Source organism: Bradyrhizobium sp. USDA 4452, from assembly GCF_054063575.1.
In genome coordinates, this window is the sequence record NZ_JBSSGK010000001.1 from 2,894,656 (window position 1) to 2,911,335 (window position 16,680).

18 protein-coding genes and 1 tRNA gene are annotated in these 16,680 nt (G+C 63.2%); 7 read left to right on the plus strand and 12 right to left on the minus strand.

What is annotated here, in order from left to right; translation table 11 throughout:
- Positions 1 to 40 precede the first annotated feature (40 nt).
- The 7 genes from ACVISU_RS13885 to ACVISU_RS13915 form a co-directional block, all read right to left on the minus strand.
- The gene (locus ACVISU_RS13885) at positions 41 to 796 is read right to left on the minus strand and encodes an MBL fold metallo-hydrolase RNA specificity domain-containing protein (protein ID WP_456707312.1); all 756 of its coding nucleotides are present in this window, start codon (positions 794 to 796) and stop codon (positions 41 to 43) included.
- Positions 757 to 1,428: an MBL fold metallo-hydrolase gene (locus tag ACVISU_RS13890; RefSeq protein WP_456707313.1), complete on the minus strand. Its 672-nt coding sequence runs from the start codon at positions 1,426 to 1,428 to the stop codon at positions 757 to 759. Before ACVISU_RS13890 ends, ACVISU_RS13885 begins: the two co-directional genes overlap by 40 nt.
- Entirely contained in the window at positions 1,425 to 2,432 is a 1,008-nt protein-coding gene (locus ACVISU_RS13895) for an LOG family protein (RefSeq protein ID WP_456707314.1), read from the minus strand. The genes ACVISU_RS13890 and ACVISU_RS13895 overlap by 4 nt, the downstream gene beginning before the upstream one ends.
- Positions 2,425 to 2,613 carry a hypothetical protein gene (locus ACVISU_RS13900; protein ID WP_157113327.1) on the minus strand — a complete coding sequence of 63 codons (189 nt, stop codon included), beginning with the start codon at positions 2,611 to 2,613 and terminating at the stop codon, positions 2,425 to 2,427. The genes ACVISU_RS13895 and ACVISU_RS13900 overlap by 8 nt, the downstream gene beginning before the upstream one ends.
- A gap of 199 nt (positions 2,614 to 2,812) precedes the next feature.
- Positions 2,813 to 3,274, minus strand: a complete 462-nt coding sequence (locus tag ACVISU_RS13905) for a CBS domain-containing protein (RefSeq protein WP_050402664.1) — start codon at positions 3,272 to 3,274, stop codon at positions 2,813 to 2,815.
- A 384-nt stretch (positions 3,275 to 3,658) separates the two neighbouring features.
- Positions 3,659 to 4,495 carry a S1C family serine protease gene (locus ACVISU_RS13910; protein WP_456707315.1) on the minus strand — a complete coding sequence of 279 codons (837 nt, stop codon included), beginning with the start codon at positions 4,493 to 4,495 and terminating at the stop codon, positions 3,659 to 3,661.
- A gap of 168 nt (positions 4,496 to 4,663) precedes the next feature.
- Positions 4,664 to 5,146, minus strand: coding sequence for a c-type cytochrome (locus tag ACVISU_RS13915; RefSeq protein ID WP_456707316.1), 483 nt, complete (start codon positions 5,144 to 5,146; stop codon positions 4,664 to 4,666).
- A gap of 272 nt (positions 5,147 to 5,418) precedes the next feature.
- Here ACVISU_RS13915 and ACVISU_RS13920 point away from each other — a divergent pair, with 272 nt between their 5' ends.
- A complete protein-coding gene (locus ACVISU_RS13920; RefSeq protein ID WP_456707317.1) occupies positions 5,419 to 5,958 on the plus strand; it encodes a hypothetical protein in 540 nt (179 codons plus the stop codon).
- Between the two features lie 55 nt (positions 5,959 to 6,013).
- On the opposite strand, the gene ACVISU_RS13925 is transcribed toward ACVISU_RS13920, so the two are convergent.
- Positions 6,014 to 6,088, minus strand: a tRNA-Glu gene (locus ACVISU_RS13925).
- Positions 6,089 to 6,611: 523 nt separating this feature from the next.
- Between ACVISU_RS13925 and ACVISU_RS13930 the strand changes: the two genes are divergently transcribed.
- From ACVISU_RS13930 to ACVISU_RS13940, 3 genes are read left to right on the plus strand one after another with little or no spacing between them, the layout of a single operon-like run.
- Positions 6,612 to 7,064 carry a (2Fe-2S)-binding protein gene (locus tag ACVISU_RS13930; protein WP_050402667.1) on the plus strand — a complete coding sequence of 151 codons (453 nt, stop codon included), beginning with the start codon at positions 6,612 to 6,614 and terminating at the stop codon, positions 7,062 to 7,064.
- Between the two features lies 1 nt (position 7,065).
- Positions 7,066 to 9,381 carry a molybdopterin cofactor-binding domain-containing protein gene (locus ACVISU_RS13935; RefSeq protein WP_456707318.1) on the plus strand — a complete coding sequence of 772 codons (2,316 nt, stop codon included), beginning with the start codon at positions 7,066 to 7,068 and terminating at the stop codon, positions 9,379 to 9,381.
- Between the two features lie 58 nt (positions 9,382 to 9,439).
- On the plus strand, positions 9,440 to 9,709 hold the full coding sequence (locus ACVISU_RS13940) for a hypothetical protein (RefSeq protein WP_456707319.1): 270 nt from the start codon (positions 9,440 to 9,442) through the stop codon (positions 9,707 to 9,709).
- A 126-nt stretch (positions 9,710 to 9,835) separates the two neighbouring features.
- On the opposite strand, the gene ACVISU_RS13945 is transcribed toward ACVISU_RS13940, so the two are convergent.
- From ACVISU_RS13945 to ACVISU_RS13955, 3 genes are all read right to left on the minus strand, one after another.
- Positions 9,836 to 11,566, minus strand: a complete 1,731-nt coding sequence (locus ACVISU_RS13945) for a methanol/ethanol family PQQ-dependent dehydrogenase (RefSeq protein ID WP_456707320.1) — start codon at positions 11,564 to 11,566, stop codon at positions 9,836 to 9,838.
- Between the two features lie 59 nt (positions 11,567 to 11,625).
- Positions 11,626 to 12,273, minus strand: coding sequence for a QcrA and Rieske domain-containing protein (locus ACVISU_RS13950; RefSeq protein ID WP_456707321.1), 648 nt, complete (start codon positions 12,271 to 12,273; stop codon positions 11,626 to 11,628).
- A gap of 129 nt (positions 12,274 to 12,402) precedes the next feature.
- On the minus strand, positions 12,403 to 12,738 hold the full coding sequence (locus ACVISU_RS13955; RefSeq protein ID WP_050402671.1) for a hypothetical protein: 336 nt from the start codon (positions 12,736 to 12,738) through the stop codon (positions 12,403 to 12,405).
- Between the two features lie 63 nt (positions 12,739 to 12,801).
- Here ACVISU_RS13955 and ACVISU_RS13960 point away from each other — a divergent pair, with 63 nt between their 5' ends.
- The 3 genes from ACVISU_RS13960 (at position 12,802) to ACVISU_RS13970 (ending at position 15,654) form a co-directional block, all read left to right on the plus strand.
- Positions 12,802 to 13,782, plus strand: a complete 981-nt coding sequence (locus ACVISU_RS13960; protein ID WP_456710821.1) for an RluA family pseudouridine synthase — start codon at positions 12,802 to 12,804, stop codon at positions 13,780 to 13,782.
- A gap of 216 nt (positions 13,783 to 13,998) precedes the next feature.
- Positions 13,999 to 14,895 carry an RNA polymerase sigma factor RpoH gene (rpoH, locus tag ACVISU_RS13965; RefSeq protein ID WP_050402672.1) on the plus strand — a complete coding sequence of 299 codons (897 nt, stop codon included), beginning with the start codon at positions 13,999 to 14,001 and terminating at the stop codon, positions 14,893 to 14,895.
- A gap of 366 nt (positions 14,896 to 15,261) precedes the next feature.
- Positions 15,262 to 15,654, plus strand: coding sequence for a hypothetical protein (locus ACVISU_RS13970; RefSeq protein WP_050402673.1), 393 nt, complete (start codon positions 15,262 to 15,264; stop codon positions 15,652 to 15,654).
- Between the two features lie 117 nt (positions 15,655 to 15,771).
- Here the strand turns inward: ACVISU_RS13970 and ACVISU_RS13975 are convergent, their stop codons facing one another.
- Positions 15,772 to 16,659, minus strand: a complete 888-nt coding sequence (locus ACVISU_RS13975; RefSeq protein ID WP_050402674.1) for a L,D-transpeptidase — start codon at positions 16,657 to 16,659, stop codon at positions 15,772 to 15,774.
- Positions 16,660 to 16,680: the final 21 nt, after the last annotated feature.

The following is a 16,680-nucleotide window of genomic DNA, read 5'->3' on the forward strand; positions in this document are numbered from 1 at the left end:
GCTCAGCAAGCTCGTTTGGCCGAATTGTCCGGCCCGCCATCTACAGATCAAACACGTCGCCCAGACGCGGCAACTCGACTCGCTGGTCCTCCAAATGCGCGGCGAGCGCCTGCATTGCAGGCTCTTCGCCATGAACCAGGAACGTTGCCTCGCATCCCTCGATCGCGCGTCGCCATACCAGCAACTCCTGCTGGTCCGCGTGAGCTGAAAATCCGTTGATCGTGTAGATCGTGCTGCGAATCGCAACGTCTTCGCCGAACAACCGCACGAAGTTGGCCCCATCGATGATCTGCCGCGCAATCGTTCCCGAAGCGGCGTATCCGACGAACACGATCGCCGATTCCTTGCGCCAGATATTGTGCCGGAGATGATGGCGAATTCTGCCGCCGGTGCACATCCCCGAGCCTGCCATGATGACCGCGCCTCCGGTTATCCTGTTGATGGCAACCGAATCGGCGCTCTCGCGGACCAGACGCAGGTTTGCCGGCTGCAGCGGATCCCGCCCTTCGCGAAACATGGAAGCGGCTTCGGAGCTGAGAGATTCGGAATGCCGCTTGAATATCTCGGTCGCCGAGATCGCCATCGGCGAGTCCAGAAAGATTTGCATAGTCGGCGGCAGCCTGCTGTACTCCACCCCTTGACGCAGGACATATAGGATTTCCTGGGCGCGCTCGAGCGCGAAGGTCGGGATAATGACGTTGCCGCCGCGCGCCAGCGTGCTGCTGATCGCGCCGTAAAGCTCTTCGATGGAGTCTTTCAGCGACCGATGGAGCCTGTCTCCATACGTCGATTCCATGACGACAATGTCGGCGCGAGCGGGAGGACTGGGGAGCCGCAGCAGGGGCGACCGGCGTTGCCAAGATCGCCCGAGAACAGGACCGAACGCGCGCGGCCATGCTCGGCGACCTCGATCAGAATGCTAGCAGAGCCCAGGATATGGCCGGCATCGAAGAAGGTCGCACGAAGTCCCTCCGCGAGCGGCAAAGGCTGCCCATATTCAGCCGTCCTTCCAAACCGATCAAAGCAATCGAGCGCATCCACGACGGTGTAGAGCGGCGACCGCACATCTTCTTCGCCGCGCCGGCGCCATTGGCGCGCTCTCCGCTGTGCGTCTTCTTCCTGAAGATGCGCCGCATCGACCAGAACGAGGCGGGCCAGCTCGCGACTGGCCGCAGTCGTGATCACTTCACCCTTGAACCCGCGCTTCGCAAGCAATGGAATCCTGCCGCAGTGATCCAGGTGGGCATGGGTCAGCAGAACATAGTCGATCGTTGAAGGATCGAACCCGAAGGCGGCGATGTTCTCTTCCACTAGGTCGCGGCTTCCTTGAAAGAGACCGCAATCGATGAGAATGCGCCGGTTCAGACATTCGACCAGGTGGCAGGACCCGGTCACCGCTCGATCGGCGCCATGAAAGGATAATTTCACGATTCGCCCTCTTTCCTGATCGACTTGCCCCGTGAGGCGTCGTCTCCGATCGGCAGAAGCGGTCGGCCGGCCGCCTCGTACCACCGCAGAATGCCCTGCCAGGTTTCCTCGGCGGACTCCGCAAACCAGAACAGGCACCTGTCTTCCGGATTGATGACACCCTCGTCGACCAGGAAGTCCGGATCAAACACGCGACGCCAGTACGACTCGCCAACCAGCACAACCGGCACCGGCGCAATCTTCCGGGTCTGCGCCAACGACAGCACCTCGAACAGTTCGTCCATCGTGCCAAAGCCGCCAGGGAATGCCACCAGCGCGCGGGCGCGCATCAAGAAATGCAACTTTCGCATCGCGAAATAGTGGAACCTGAAGCAGAGCTCCGGCGTGACATAGGGGTTGGGGTCCTGCTCTTTCGGAAGGGCGATGTTGAGTCCGATCGATGGGGCATCGGCATCGTGCGCACCCCGGTTGGCGGCTTCCATGATACCAGGCCCGCCGCCAGTCATGATCATCAGACGGCCGCCGATGGCCTTTTCGCTTGCGGCACCGACGATCTGCCCGAACTGGCGTGCGATTTTGTAGTACTTGCTCTTCGCCGCAAGACTCCGTGCCGTCTTGAGACGGCGCTGCAGGTCGTCATCGTCAGGATTCAACGCGAGCACGTCAGCCATCGAGGCGACGGCCCGGCGTGCCGCCTGCGCTTCGCAAATGCGAGTGCTGCCAAAGACGACGATGGTGTGAGCGATCTGATGCTCCCGAAGCAGGGTTTCGGTCTTGAGGAAATCAAGTTGGAGGCGAATGCCGCGTGTGGCTTCGCTCTGCAGAAATTCTTCGTCCTGATCCGCCTCCTGATAGCTTGGCGATTGCAGGATGCTGCGCAGAGCGCCAGGCACACGGCCGTCCTCTTCGGCGCTGTTGGGCTGCCGATCCGGGAGTACCACGGCCCTGTCGACACGGTGAGCCGGCTTCGGGCTCGGACGAGTCGATGGCGGATCGTCAGTCATGCGCCGGCCTGCCGTCCGCCTCCGAGGATGTGGGCGCCGCATCGTGCTTCAGGGCCTCACGAACCTCGTCATCCTCCAACGCATCCAGTAGCCAGCGGTGATCGGTCGACTTCGCGCTACCAATATCTGCTTCAAAATTTGCCCGTTGCCTGACGGTCGGCGACTTCACTAGGTCAGTCATGGCGAACCTCGTCAGCATTTGATAGGCATTGCCTAGCATCCGCAATCGGCTGCACGGGCGCCTTGAGCGAGGTCAATTCGGAAATTTCTTTGATGGCAAGGCGCCAAACTGAGCCTAGTTTCTCGCCGCCGTTGCGGCTCGACCGGAAGCGCGTCCGGAGCAATCGCACGCTCCGCAATTGCCTGCCGGGTCTTCCGCGTCAGTTGCCCTCGGATCGCGCGAGTATCCGCTCAAGCGCGGTGATCAGCTGCACACGCCCGACGATGCCGACGACGCGTGTACCCCGGAGTACCATGACTTGCGATATCTGATGCTTGTCCATTTCGACCACGATCTCGTCCACAGTCGCGCACTCGTCGACGCAGACGGGCTTGCGGCTCATCACAGCGTCGACGCTCAGCGCCCGGGTCCGCTCGCGGACCAGCCGCCCCTCCTCTCTGCTCAGCAGCCATTCGAGCCAAAAGCCCTCCGGCCAATGCACGCCGAGTTCGCGACGGTGAAGGAAGTCGCCCTCCGAGATGACTCCGATCAACGCCCCTGCGGCATCGAGCACAGGCAAGCCGCGCTGTCCCGTTTCCAGCAATAGACGAACAGCATCGAGCAATGGTGCGCCGGGCGTGATCGTCGCGAAAGACGTGCGCATGACATCCAAGGCCAACATGGCAAATTCCCCAGAGCTTCGCGTACACGATGATCCGCCAGCATCGATCAAAAATGGAAGGTCAAGCTGATCTGGATCAATAAGCCGTGCAGCTTTTTGTAACCGCCCGTTTTCGCCGCAGGATCATTCGGCGAGCTATCGGTTCATATGGGAAGCACCGTCGAGGATGGAGCCGCAGCGCTGGCTACGCACGTCGAGAGCCACTCCCGGAAGCTCGCGGCCGTTGCGCGCCCCTACCTGCTTTGGCTTGCCTGGCAAGGATGGCGAGATGCACCACAAGAGATCATTGACGGTGTACGTCGCGATAGTGACTGCAATTCATGCGGCTGTCGTGATTTCAGCGGATCAAACGGCTGCAAATCGATCCACGGGCGCACTGAACATCTAGTTCATCCGGACGAAGAGGCGATCGATGGCATCCGAGGGAATCGCAAAGGCGCGCTCGGATTCGGTCTCGCCGGTGATGGCGGCAACAATGCCGATCACTTCGCCCCGCAGATTGAACAGCGGCCCGCCTGCACTGCCGCGATCCAGCAACGCGTCGGTCTGAATGAGATCCTGGCAGGGAACACCAGGCGACGAACGATGCAGGGCGCTGACGATGCCGAAACTAATGCTTTGAGTGAACCCCGAGGAGCCACCGACCGCAACGACGAAATCCCCAGGCTCTACGTCGATCGATCGGCCGATGCGGGCCGAGGTCAGGCCGGACGCCGAAATCCTCAGCATCGCGAGGTCGTATCGCTCGTCGGCTACCACGAACCGGGCGTCAAGCTGGCGCCCGTCCGGCAATCGGACCGCAAGCGTCGTGGCGCCGCTGACCAGATGATTGCTCGTCACGATCAATCCGGACTCCGCCTTGATGACGACGCCCGCACCATACACATCCTGCATGATGCGAGGCGGAAGCTCGGGACCAGCGTCCATTGACCGGGAAGTCTCAGTGCCGACCTTTATGCCGACGACACTTTGGATGACCTTCCCGACCAGAGGCGCAAGTGTTTGCACATCCCGGATTTCCCCAGCTTGCGCCGGTCCGGGCCAGAGCAGGAACAGCCCCGCGATGATGGTCATGGATGACAGCAGGCAGTCGGACCACTTCCGCATCAGCTCCGGATGTCGGCCTCGGACCAAGAGCGGCCGAAATCTGCTGTTCGAGCCAGAGGCGAACGGGAGCTGGGCGTTCTGAATTTGCCGGGCATCGAGCACAATGCCGGTCATCGTTGATCCTCCATTTCTATATGACCATGAGCGACTTTGCTCGCAGCGGCCTTGATGGGGATCAATGATGGGGCGGCACTTGATGCGCGTACGGCTGCCGCTCATCTATCGCCTCCGCGGCCGAGCGGCGAGCCGGCGGCACGGCGATCCCGAACGCCTTCGGCGCCGCTACTTCTGCTGGATGCGGTTCAGGTAATCGATAACGGCGAGGATGCGTGTTCGCACGACGACTTCCCGCAAGTCCCGCGAAGGATCGAGCGCGTCGTAGGTCGGATCAATCGTGTGAGGCGCGCTCTTGACGGGATTGAATCGTTCTCCCCAGATCGGCATTTCATGAGTGCCGTGCGCGGAAATTGTTCTCCGCCCATCTATGGCTTCATAAACGGCGGTTATCGGAAAGACCCCGTTGTTGTTCTTGGCCAAGGCCGTCAAATCGGCAGGCGGCACCTTCAGCTGCCCAGCAACAGGTCCTTTGCCCTTTCCATCTACGCCATGACAGCTTGCGCACGAAGCTTGAAACTCCGCCTTACCAACATCGACATCTTCAGCGTGAGCGGCCGCGGCGAAACCAGCGGTCACACCGGCAATCATGAAAGACTTCAGGCCACGGATACTCATATCATGCCCCAGTTCTTCTTCGGATAGGCTCATCTAGCGGTGTTGGCTTGGCCTCAGTTTGACGCAAGTCAATGCATCGCGCCCTCCCAGTTACGGCGGCGCGGTGCCCTCGGGGCGGAGAATAAGCAGACATCGACTGCCACCGCTATCCCCCGCTGAGCCGGAAGCAGCGAAGTCGGGTTGAGCTGGACTTTGGCCAACCACTAACTCTCGCCCTCGCAAGCAGCGCATCCTGATCAACCATTTCGGTCTCACGCCTGATCCAACCGCAGGCATCAAACGCCCAAGGGCGGCAAGATCAGATCTTGGACGGATCGAGAGATGGCCGCATTCGAGAAACGCTGGCCAATCGGAACAAAGCAGCGGACCGCATAGAGCTTGATGCTGAACAGGGCACGGCGCGCGTCGACACGCATCTGTTGACGTGGCACCAGGTCGACGGCGGCGCCTGCTACAGACGGCATAAGACTGGCGTCTTGGTCGACATGGCGGAGAGCGAAGACCTGCAGAAGGCGCTGGCGGCAACACGGCGCAAGCACGTTACCGTCATCAACACCGAGTACGGCAAGCCATGCACAGTCGATGGCTTCAGCCGATTCATGCGTGATACGATCAGCGCCGCAGGCCTTCCGCTCGACTGCAAGCCGCATGGGTTGCGTAAGACACTGGCCGACTCCTCGCTGATGCCGAATGTAGCGCGCATGACATCATGGCCGCGCTTGGTCACACCACACTGTCAGAGGCGGAGAGATATACCCGTGAGGCCGATCGCGGCCGTGGCGGCAAGCGCGCAGCAGCACGCCTCAACGAACATAGGTCGAACAGAATTCCCAAACCGCATCTGAGAATCTGGGAAAACAGGCAAAAGGCCACGGAAAAACAAGGTCATGATTTCCCGAATGGCGCTCCCTAGGGGAATCGAACCCCTGTTTCAGCCTTGAGAGGGCCGCGTCCTAACCGCTAGACGAAGGGAGCGTTGAGAGGGAAGGCAATAGCCTTGAAATCGGCCTGCCGCAAGATGGCTTGTGCATTGCGGCGGGGATTTTGTCATCCATGCTTACCATGCCGTGCCGGCGGTTTCGGCGCGGCAGCAGCCCCGGAACGCCCCTGCGCCCCGAGGGGCCGCAGCGCGCCGCACCTGCACGGGCCAGCGATGCGGCCGCGCCGCTGGCACGGCCACCTCCGGATGTCATCTCTGCATCGTGCACGGCCCTGCTTTTGACAAACCGCAAATGCAAAAACACCGTTCTGTAAACACCTGCCTGTGAAGTCACCCGGCGCCGGCCTCTGCTAACATCGCAGCCCTTCACCATGCTGCGCCCGCACGGCGCCGGACAAGCAAGAGGAGTGCTTGGAACAAAGCGCGAGACCTTGGCGCACGGCAATTTGGCTCACCAGTATCTTGGCACAACAAACATCAGCGCGGCCGCTGGCGATGGAAGATGTTCCGTCCCTGCCCCCGCACCGGTCAATAGCTTAAGCAGAGCGAGGACAGACCATGATCAAACTAAGAATCAACGGCCAGGAACAGAATTGGGACGGCGACCCGGATCTTTCGCTGTTGTGGTATCTGCGTGACGAAGTCGGCCTCACCGGGACCAAGTTCGGCTGCGGCCAGGCCCTGTGCGGCGCCTGCACCGTGATCATCGACAAGGAGGCAGTGCGCGCCTGCATCACCTCGGTCTCCGACGCGGCTGGCCGCGAGATCACCACCATCGAGGGACTGCACCCGACCGGCGACCATCCGGTGCAGAAGGCGTGGCGCCAGGTCAATGTTCCGCAGTGCGGCTACTGCCAGGCCGGCCAGATCATGCAGGCCGCGGCACTCTTGGACCAGAACCCGAAGCCGAGCCACGACCAGATCCGCGAGGCCATGTCGGGCAATATCTGTCGCTGCGGCTGCTACCAGCGGATCGAGAATGCCGTCCATCTCGCATCGACGGGGGTGTGACATGAACATTCGCACCAACCCCGGAAAGCTTCGCGGTTTCGAGAAGCAAGTGAAGGTCGAGAACCTGTCGCGCCGCAGCATCCTCAAGGGGCTCGGCATTGCCGGCTCGTTCGTGCTCGCAGCGCCTGTGATGACGCGCCAGGCATTCGCCTATGAGACCGGCGCCGGCAAGATGCCGCACGGCGTCGTGGTCGATCCGCGCGTGTTCGTCGCGATCGCCCCCGATGGCATCGTCACCATCCTGGCGCATCGCTCGGAGATGGGAACCGGCGTCCGCACCAGCCTGCCGCTGATCGTCGCCGAGGAAATGGAGGCCGACTGGTCGCGCGTCCATGTCCAGCAGGCACACGGCGACGAGGTCAAGTTCGGCAACCAGGACACCGACGGCTCGCGCTCGACCCGGCACTATCTGATCCCGATGCGCCAGATCGGCGCCTCGGCGCGTTCGATGCTGGAAGCCGCCGCCGCCAAGAAATGGGGCGTGCCGGTCACCGAAGTGAAGGCGCAGAACCATGAGGTCGTGCACCGCGCGAGCGGACGCAAGGCCGGCTTCGGCGAACTCGCCGCCGACGCTGCGAAGGAATCGGTGCCGAGCATCGAGGGCCTCAAGCTGAAGGACCCGAAGGACTTCCGCTATCTCGGCAAGGGCCAGGTCTCGATCGTCGACCTGCACGACATCACCACCGGCAAGGCGCATTACGGCGCCGACACTCGCCTGCCCGGCCTGAAATACGCTGTCATCGCCCGGCCGCCGGTCACCGGCGGAAAGGTCAAGTCGTTCGATGACAGTGCGGCGATGAAGGTGCCCGGCGTCGAGAAGGTGATGGAGGTCAAGGGCTGGCCCTGGCCGTCAAAGTTCCAGCCGCTCGGCGGCGTGGCTGTGATCGCGCGCAACACCGGCGCCGCGATCAAGGGCCGCGACCAGCTGAAGATCGTCTGGGATGACGGCACCAATGCCAAATACGACTCCGTCACCTATCGTGCTTCCCTCGAGGAAGCCGCGCGAAAACCCGGCCTCGTGGTGCGCAAGGAAGGCGACGTCGATGCGGCACTGAAGAGCGCCGACAAGGTCATTGTCGGCGAATATTACCTGCCGCATCTCGCCCATGTCAGCATGGAGCCGCCGGTCGCGGTTGCCGACGTCAAGGGCGACAAGGCCGAGGTCTGGGCACCCGTCCAGAGCCCCGGCGGCACCCGCGAGGACGTCGCCAAGACGCTCGGCATTCCCGAGGACAATGTCACCGTCAACGTGACGCTGCTCGGCGGCGGCTTCGGCCGCAAGTCGAAATGCGACTTCGCGCTGGAGGCGGTATTGCTGTCGAAGGAACTCGGCGCGCCGGTCAAGGTGCAGTGGACCCGTGAAGACGACGTGCATCACGACTTCCTGCACACCGTCTCGGTGGAACGGATCGAGGCCGGTCTCGACAAGAGCGGCAAGGTGATTGCGTGGCGGCACCGCAGCGTGGCACCGACCATCGCCTCGACCTTTGCCGCCGGGGCCAACCATGAAGCGCCGTTCGAGCTCGGCATGGGCCTGATCGACAACCCGTTCGAGATCGCCAATCTGCAGTGCGAGAATCCGGAAGCGGCCGCATTCACGCGGATCGGCTGGTTCCGCTCGGTCTCCAACATCCCGCGCGCCTTCGCGGTGCAGTCGATGGTCGGGGAAATCGCACACGCGACGAACCGCGACCAGAAGGAGATGCTGCTGGAGCTGATCGGCAGCCCGCGGATCGTCAACCTGTCCTCGGTGAAAGATCCCTGGAACTACGGCGAGCCCTATGACAGCTACCCGATCGACACCGCGCGGTTGCGCAAGGTGGTCGAGCTGGTCGCCGAAAAGGGCGAGTGGGGCCGTCAGGTGCCGAAGGGCCATGGTCTCGGCATCGCCGTGCACCGTTCGTTCGTCAGCTACATTGCGACCATCGTCGAGGTGGCGGTTGACGACAAGGGCAAGCTCACTGTGCCGCGGGTCGACACCGCGATCGATTGCGGCACGTACGTCAATCCGGAGCGGATCGCCTCGCAGATCGAGGGTGCTGCGATCATGGGACTGAGTCTGGCCAAATACGGCGAGATCAGCTTCAAGGACGGCAAGGTGCAGCAGAGCAATTTCGACGACTTCCCGGTGATCCGGATCGACGAGTCGCCTGCGATCACCAACGTCTACATCGTGCCGCCCGGAGCGGACACTCCGCCGAGCGGCGTCGGCGAGCCCGGCGTACCGCCGTTCGCACCGGCGCTCAGCAACGCGATCTTCGCCGCCACCGGCAAGCGCATCCGCGCGCTGCCGATCGGCAAGCAGCTGGAGACGTGAGGTTGGAACGTTAGGCGAGACGGGCGGTTCTCATCGATCGATACTCTGGAGCAGATCGATGAGAACCCCACCTCAGACATTCGGGACGCTCGCGGCATTGCTGTCCGCGGGCGTCTTGCTTTTTGCCGCACAGGCTTCCGCACAAACCAATTCGCCGCCGAGCACGACGGCAACGCGTCCGGCCAAGGTGCTGCCCGACCAGACCTCGGCTCCAAGCAATGCTCCGCCGGCGACCACCGGCCAAAGCACCGGCGAAGTCTCCAAGGATCCCACGATCAAGAAGATGAACGAGGACGAGAAGCAGAAGGTCGACACCAAGGGCAAGTAACAGAGCGGACCGGGAAGCGGCGGTCTCCCCAACCGCCGCTTCCCGATCGCATCGCCCCCTATCGGTGAGAAGTGTTTGCTGAAGCTTCGGTTCTGAATCCACAGAACCGAAGCTTTGGTTCGCGCCTTACTTCTTGTCGAGCGCGAACACCCAGATCACGCCGCCTTGCGGGACGTTGTTCTCGAAGCCCGCGACCTTGCCGGCCAGCGCGTCCTGGATGCGCTGCGCGTCGACGCCCCAGCCCGACTGGACCGCGATGTATTGCGTGCCATCGACCTCATAGGACATCGGCATCGCCATGATGCCGGAGTTGGTCTTTTGCTCCCATAACACTTCGCCGGTCTTGGCGTTGAAGATGCGGAAGGCGCGGTCGTTGGTGCCGCCGGCGAGAACGAGATCGCCGGCAGTCGCGGTCACGGCACCGAACAGCTGCGAGGTCTTGTAGTCGTGCTGCCAGACTTTCTTGCCGGTCGCCGGATCCCACGCCTGCAGCTCGCCGAAGTGATCGGCATTGGGTGCGGGTATCAGGCCGATGTCCTCCGGCTTGGTGCCGAGCCAGAGCTGGCCGGGAACCAGCGGCTGCTTCTCGCCGGTGAAGCCGCCGCAGAAGTTCTCGTTGGCGGGAACGTAGACGAGCTTGGTGTTCGGGCTGTAGGCGGCCGACGGCCAGTCCTTGCCGCCCCACAGCGACGGGCAGAACTCGACCCGCTTGCCGAGCACCGGCTTGTGGTCGGGATCGAGGATCGGCCGGCCGGTCTCGGCCTCGACGCCCTTCCAGACATTGGTCTTCACGAACGGCCAGCCGGCGACATAGTTGATCTTGTCCGGCTTGCGCTCGAGCACCCAGAAGATCGCGTCGCGGCCGGGATGGACCAGGCTCTTGAACGAGCGCCCGTCGCGCTGCATGTCGATCAGCATCGGCGCATCGACCTCGTCCCAGTCCCAGGAATCGTTCTGGTGATACTGGAAGTGGGTCTTGATCTTGCCGGTGTCGGGATCGAGCGCCAGCACCGAGCTGGTGTAGAGGTTGTCGCCGGGATGCATCGAGCCGGGCCATGGCGCCGCGTTGCCGACGCCCCAATAGACCGTCTTGGTGTCCTTGTCGTAGGTGCCGGTCATCCAGGCCGATCCGCCGCCCGACTTCCAGTCGTCGCCGCTCCAGGTCTCGTGGCCGGGCTCGCCCTCGCCGGGGATGGTGAAGGTGCGCCACAGTTCCTTGCCGCTGCTGGCGTCGAACGCGGCGATATAGCCGCGCACGCCGAACTCGCCGCCGGAGCCGCCGACGATCACCTTGCCGTCGACGGTGAGCGGCATCAGGGTCATGTACTGACCCTTCTTGTAGTCCTGCACCTTGGTGTCCCAGACCACCTTGCCGGTCTTGGCGTCCAGCGCGACGACGTGGTCGTCGGTGGTGGCGAGATAGAGCTTGTCTTCCCACAGGCCGACGCCGCGGCTGGTCGGATGCAGCTGGAACAGGTCGTCGGGCAGCTGCCGCTTGTAGCGCCAGTACTCCTCGCCGGTCTTGGCGTTGAGCGCGATCACCTGCCCCATCGGAGTCGCGACGAACATCACGCCGTTGTTGACGATCGGCGGTGCCTCATGGCCCTCGATGACGCCGGTCGAGAAGGTCCAGACTGGCTTGAGGTCCTTGACGTTGGATGTGTTGATCTGGGTGAGCGGACTGAAACCCTGGCCGTCATAGGTCCGGCGATAGAGCATCCAGTTGCCGGGTTCGGGATTTTCGAGACGCGCAGAGGTGACGGAACTGTAGTTTTCGATCGGCCCTGCGACAGCGTAGGTCGAAATGAGGCACGTGAATGCGACACAACTCGACAGTAACCACTGCTTGCTTGTCATGAGATGCTACCTCCCTGCTCTGTTTTGTTTTTAGGTCATGCAGAAATCTCGATTTGGCCTCATCCTCCCTGCTGAGCACCCACCTTCCCGACGAATGGCGCTGCGACCGTGATCGCGCCGTCGGCAACCGTCAGCGGCAAGGCCGCGAGGCGACGTGGCGCCGGCCCGAACACGACCTGCGCATTCTGCCGCGGATCGTATTCGGAGTTGTGACAGAGACATTTCAGAACGTTCTTGTCGCCCTGATCCTGCTTCACCCAGGCGGTGATCGGACATCCGGCATGCGTGCAGATCACCGAGTAGCAGACGACGCCGTCAGGCGCGCGGGCACGCGTGGCATCGTCCAGCTCGTTCGGATCGAGCTTGATCAGCACGACCTCGTTGAGCCGCGAACCTTTGCGAACGACGGAGGTTTTCGGGTCCTGCGGCCAGGCGCGAATGGGCGGTCCGCCCAAGGTCAGATCATCCGACTTGATGACCTGGCTGGCCTTGTCGCCTTCGGCACGCACAAGCACATCGGCTTTTTGCGGTCGCTCGCTGGCGCCCGGCTGTTCATCATCGTCAGCGGCTGCGGGCTCGATCGCGGCGAGACAGGCGCAGCCCGCAAGCGCAGTCAACACCGCGCGACGCGTCGGCTCGATGCAGGACGCGGCCGCTTCGGATTCAACGCACTGTTCGCTGGAAGCGTTGGGGTTGGACTCCGACATGGCGCAAGCTGAGCGTGCAACTCGGCCGAAAAGATGGCAGCACACATTCTCGATGCGCGAACGCATGCGCAAAAAATACGCTGCAGCTATTGGTTGCGGATTGCCTGCGCGGCTTCGCGACTGCTTCGATCAGGGTTCGTTGACGAAGCTCAGCCTGCCGACAGGTTTCAGTGTCTTTGCATCAAATGTGCGGATCTCTGTTGCACCGCCTATATCAAGCGTGAGCACCAGCCGTTCGCCGGCGACGCCGGTTGCGACGATGCGGGCGCCCTTCGGCAACGCAGCAGTGACGTCGGATACGGAAACGGGGCTTCCCTCGCTGCGATAAAGGCGGTAGCCGATGGCGATCAACACGACGGCCACGGCCAATGCCGAGGTCAGACCCGCGATCAGCATCATGCGCCGAACCCGCGCGATCAGCGCGGCCTGGTCGGGGGTCGGTTCGGTCACAGCGGTGTCGGTCATCACAAGGCTCTATCTTTGCAACAGGTCGATTTGAATCAGGTTTCTTCGAATGGCGGTCGGAAGCTGGAGGTCATCGTCGCAGGCGACGAGGGCTCGGCCCGGCTTGACCGCGTGCTCGCACAGCGCACTTCGGAGCTGTCGCGGTCCCGGCTGAAGGCGCTGATCCTCGCCGGTTCCGTGACCGTCAAGGACGCCGTCGTCCGCGACCCCGCTTATCATGTCGCCACCGGCGATACGATCATAATCGACGTCCCGGAGGCCGTGCCCGCCCAGCCTCAGGGCGAGGACATCGCGCTCGACATCGTGTTCGAGGACGACGACATCATCGTCATCAACAAGCCCAGGGGGCTCGTTGTGCATCCCGCTGCCGGCCACGCCTCGGGAACGCTGGTCAACGCGCTGATCGCGCATTGCGGCGGCAGCCTGTCCGGCATCGGCGGGGTCAAGCGGCCGGGCATCGTGCACCGGCTCGACAAGGACACCACAGGGCTGATGGTGGTTGCCAAGAACGACCAGGCGCACCAGTCGCTGACCGCGCAATTCGCCGATCACGGGCGCACCGGGCCGATGGAGCGCGGCTACATGGCGTTCGCCTGGGGCGTGCCGAACCGGCCCCACGGCACGATCGACGCCCCGATCGACCGCCACCCGCATGCCAGGGAGAAAATGGCCGTCCGCCCGGGCGGCCGCGAGGCGATCACCCATTTCGAGGTGTGCGAGAGCTTTGCCGGCCGCGACGGCAAGCCGGTCGCCTCGCTCCTGGCCTGCCGGCTCGAGACCGGGCGGACCCATCAGATCCGGGTGCACCTCGCCCATCTCGGCCATCCCCTGATGGGCGACAGCGTTTACGGCGCGCACTTCAAGACCAAGGCCGGGCAGCTCAGCCCGGAAGGTAAGCACGCACTTACCGCGCTCGACCGGCAGGCCCTCCACGCCTATTTGCTGGCTTTGGAGCACCCCCGCACCGGGGAACTTTTGCACTGGGAGTCGGCCCTGCCGGAGGATTTGCTTCTCCTGCAACAGGCGCTGGCAGCGGCGGTATGACGCACCCCCTGATGAAAAGCCTTGTTATGACAACAGGTTATAGCTGCCACACGGGGACGTGACGTCAGCAATCCTTCCCTATCACGGACAGTTTGGTGTATGTTGCACCTGCGTTGAATATCCAACGCGGAACATCGCAGCATGGCCGGCTTTAACCCAGCGGCCACCTGCCTGGCCCGCCGCTATCGGGGGCCTGAACCACTGGAGGGCGCTCGAATGGCCCGTACAGCTACGTTGCCGGTCCTCAATGGAGAATCCGGCCTTTCACGTTACCTCGCCGAGATCCGCAAGTTCCCCATGCTGGAGCCCCAGCAGGAGTACATGCTCGCCAAGCGTTGGCGCGAGCACGACGATCGCGACGCGGCGCATAAGCTCGTCACCAGCCATCTCAGGCTCGTGGCCAAGATCGCCATGGGCTATCGTGGCTACGGCTTGCCGATCTCCGAGGTCGTCTCGGAAGGCAATGTCGGCCTGATGCAGGCGGTGAAGCGATTCGAGCCCGAGAAGGGCTTCCGTCTCGCCACTTACGCCATGTGGTGGATCAAGGCGTCAATACAAGAGTACATTCTGCGTTCCTGGTCGCTCGTGAAGATGGGCACCACTGCGAACCAGAAGAAGCTGTTCTTCAACCTGCGCAAGGCGAAGAGCAAGATTTCGGCCCTGGAAGAGGGTGATCTCCACCCCGACCAGGTCAAGCTGATCGCCAAGCGCCTCGGCGTGACCGATCAGGACGTGATCGACATGAACCGCCGCCTCGGCGGCGACGCGTCGCTCAACGCCCCGATCCGCGACGACGGCGAAGCCGGCGAATGGCAGGACTGGCTGGTCGACAACTCGCCCAACGCCGAAGCCATGATGGCCGAGAGCGAGGAGTTCGATCATCGTCGTCAGGCCCTGACCGGGGCAATCGGCGTGCTCAACCCGCGCGAACGCCGCATCTTCGAGGCGCGGCGTCTGGCGGATGAGCCGATGACGCTGGAGGACCTCGCGGCCGAGTTCGGCGTGTCGCGCGAGCGCGTGCGGCAGATCGAGGTCCGCGCCTTCGAAAAGGTGCAGTCGGCCGTCAAGGGCACGATTGCCCGGCAGGAAGCCGCTCTGGAAGCCGCGCACTGATCGCACGGCGCAAGCCAACAGACACGAAAGCCGGCGGCAACGCCGGCTTTTTTGTTGCCTGTAGGATGGGTGGAGCGCAGGGATACCCATCATCCCGCCGCGCGGCACGAGATCGATGGGTATCACTTCATCCTACGCCGCTTGCCGTCGCGCCCTTGCGGGTGTATGTGCTGCGCCCCCGGCGCGATGTCGCGCCGTTCCAGCGCGCACGAGGGGGGCGGCATGAAGCGTAGATCGATACATCTGACCGCCCGATCGGTTGATCGGCGATCGGCCACGCGCTGAACGCCGCATCGCGGCTGTTCTTCCATTCATTTGATCCGGCTACGAGGGGCGTGACGCAACACGGCGTCGCGCCGTGTCGCCATGTATTTGCGGTTCGTTACACCGCTCATCCACCCGCACAGCCGCGTGGAGAGCGGCTTCTTTCGTGCGTCCTGGTACATCCACCGGAACGGCTGCCCGGACTGGATCCGACACGAGTTGTCGGAGCAGTTCGACTGGTTCGGGCAGCATCTGCCGATTCCGGGCCGCATCGCGCGGCACTTCAAGCGGCGCAATTCGATCTGGGGCATTTGCTGGTTCGACCCCGAAGCCCGCGAAGCGATCAGCCGCGCGCGCTACTGCGCCTGGCTGCTCGAGGAGGGCGGGCTACCGGTGCGCACGATCACGACCTCGCGTCAGCGCGAGTTGCTCTGGCGCGATGCGCACCAGATTGTCACCAAGCCGTCGGCCGATCTTCCCAAGGCGTTCGCCTGAACAAGGCCTTCGCCTCGACACAGGCCTTCCCCTCAACAGGGGAAGGTGCGGCCGCGGGAGCCAAATCGCTCCTCGCTGCCGCAAGCGGCGGGGCACTGGCGCCCCGGGTGGCCGTGGTCAGCTTCGGTCAGATGACTGCACCTGCACGTTCGTTGCCGAGGGTCGGTTCGACAGCGACGCCGGGTCCGGCGTCGAGGCGGTGTAGGGCGGCGCGCCCTGGGATGGTCGATGGGCAGCTTGTGCCGGAAGCACGATCACCTTTGCTCCGACCTTCACCCGATCATAGAGGTCCGCGACGTCCTCGTTGGTCAGCCGGATGCATCCGGACGACACCCGCTTGCCGATCGTGTCGGGCTTGTTGGTGCCGTGAATTCGATACTCGGTCTCGCCGAGATACATCGCCCGGGCGCCGAGCGGATTGCCGGGACCGCCAGCCATGAACCGCGGCAGATAAGGCTGGCGCGAAATCATCTCCGCCGGCGGACGCCAGTCCGGCCATTCTGCCTTGCGGGCCACGGTCTGTTCACCGGACCACGCGAAACCTTCGCGGCCGACACCGATGCCGTAGCGCATCGCCTGTCCGTCGTTCAGAACGAGGTAGAGGAACGTGTTTCCGGTGTCGATGACGACGGTGCCCGGCGTCTGGTGACTTGTGTAGTCGACCACCTGCCGAACAAATTTTCCGGGAGCGTCAGTGGTTTTTGGCGTTTCGATTCTTGGTGGTTCGACCCGAGGCGCCGGGACCGGAATTGGAACCGGAGCCGGCACTGCAGCCTGGACCGACGCCGCTACGCGAATGGGAGCCGATGGCACAGGCGTGGATGGTACAGGAGCCGATGGCGCCGGGACCTGGTGCGCAACCTGCTTCCGTGTCGGTTGAACGCTCGCCGGCCGCCACAGCAAACCGTACCCCAATGCGACAGCCGCCACAGCGCCAATTGCAACTCTTGCCGCCACCGGCAGCGCGAGCGCCTCGGTCTTTTTGCGTTTGGCCCGCTTACCCATACCTCTCCCCTGGTCCCGTGT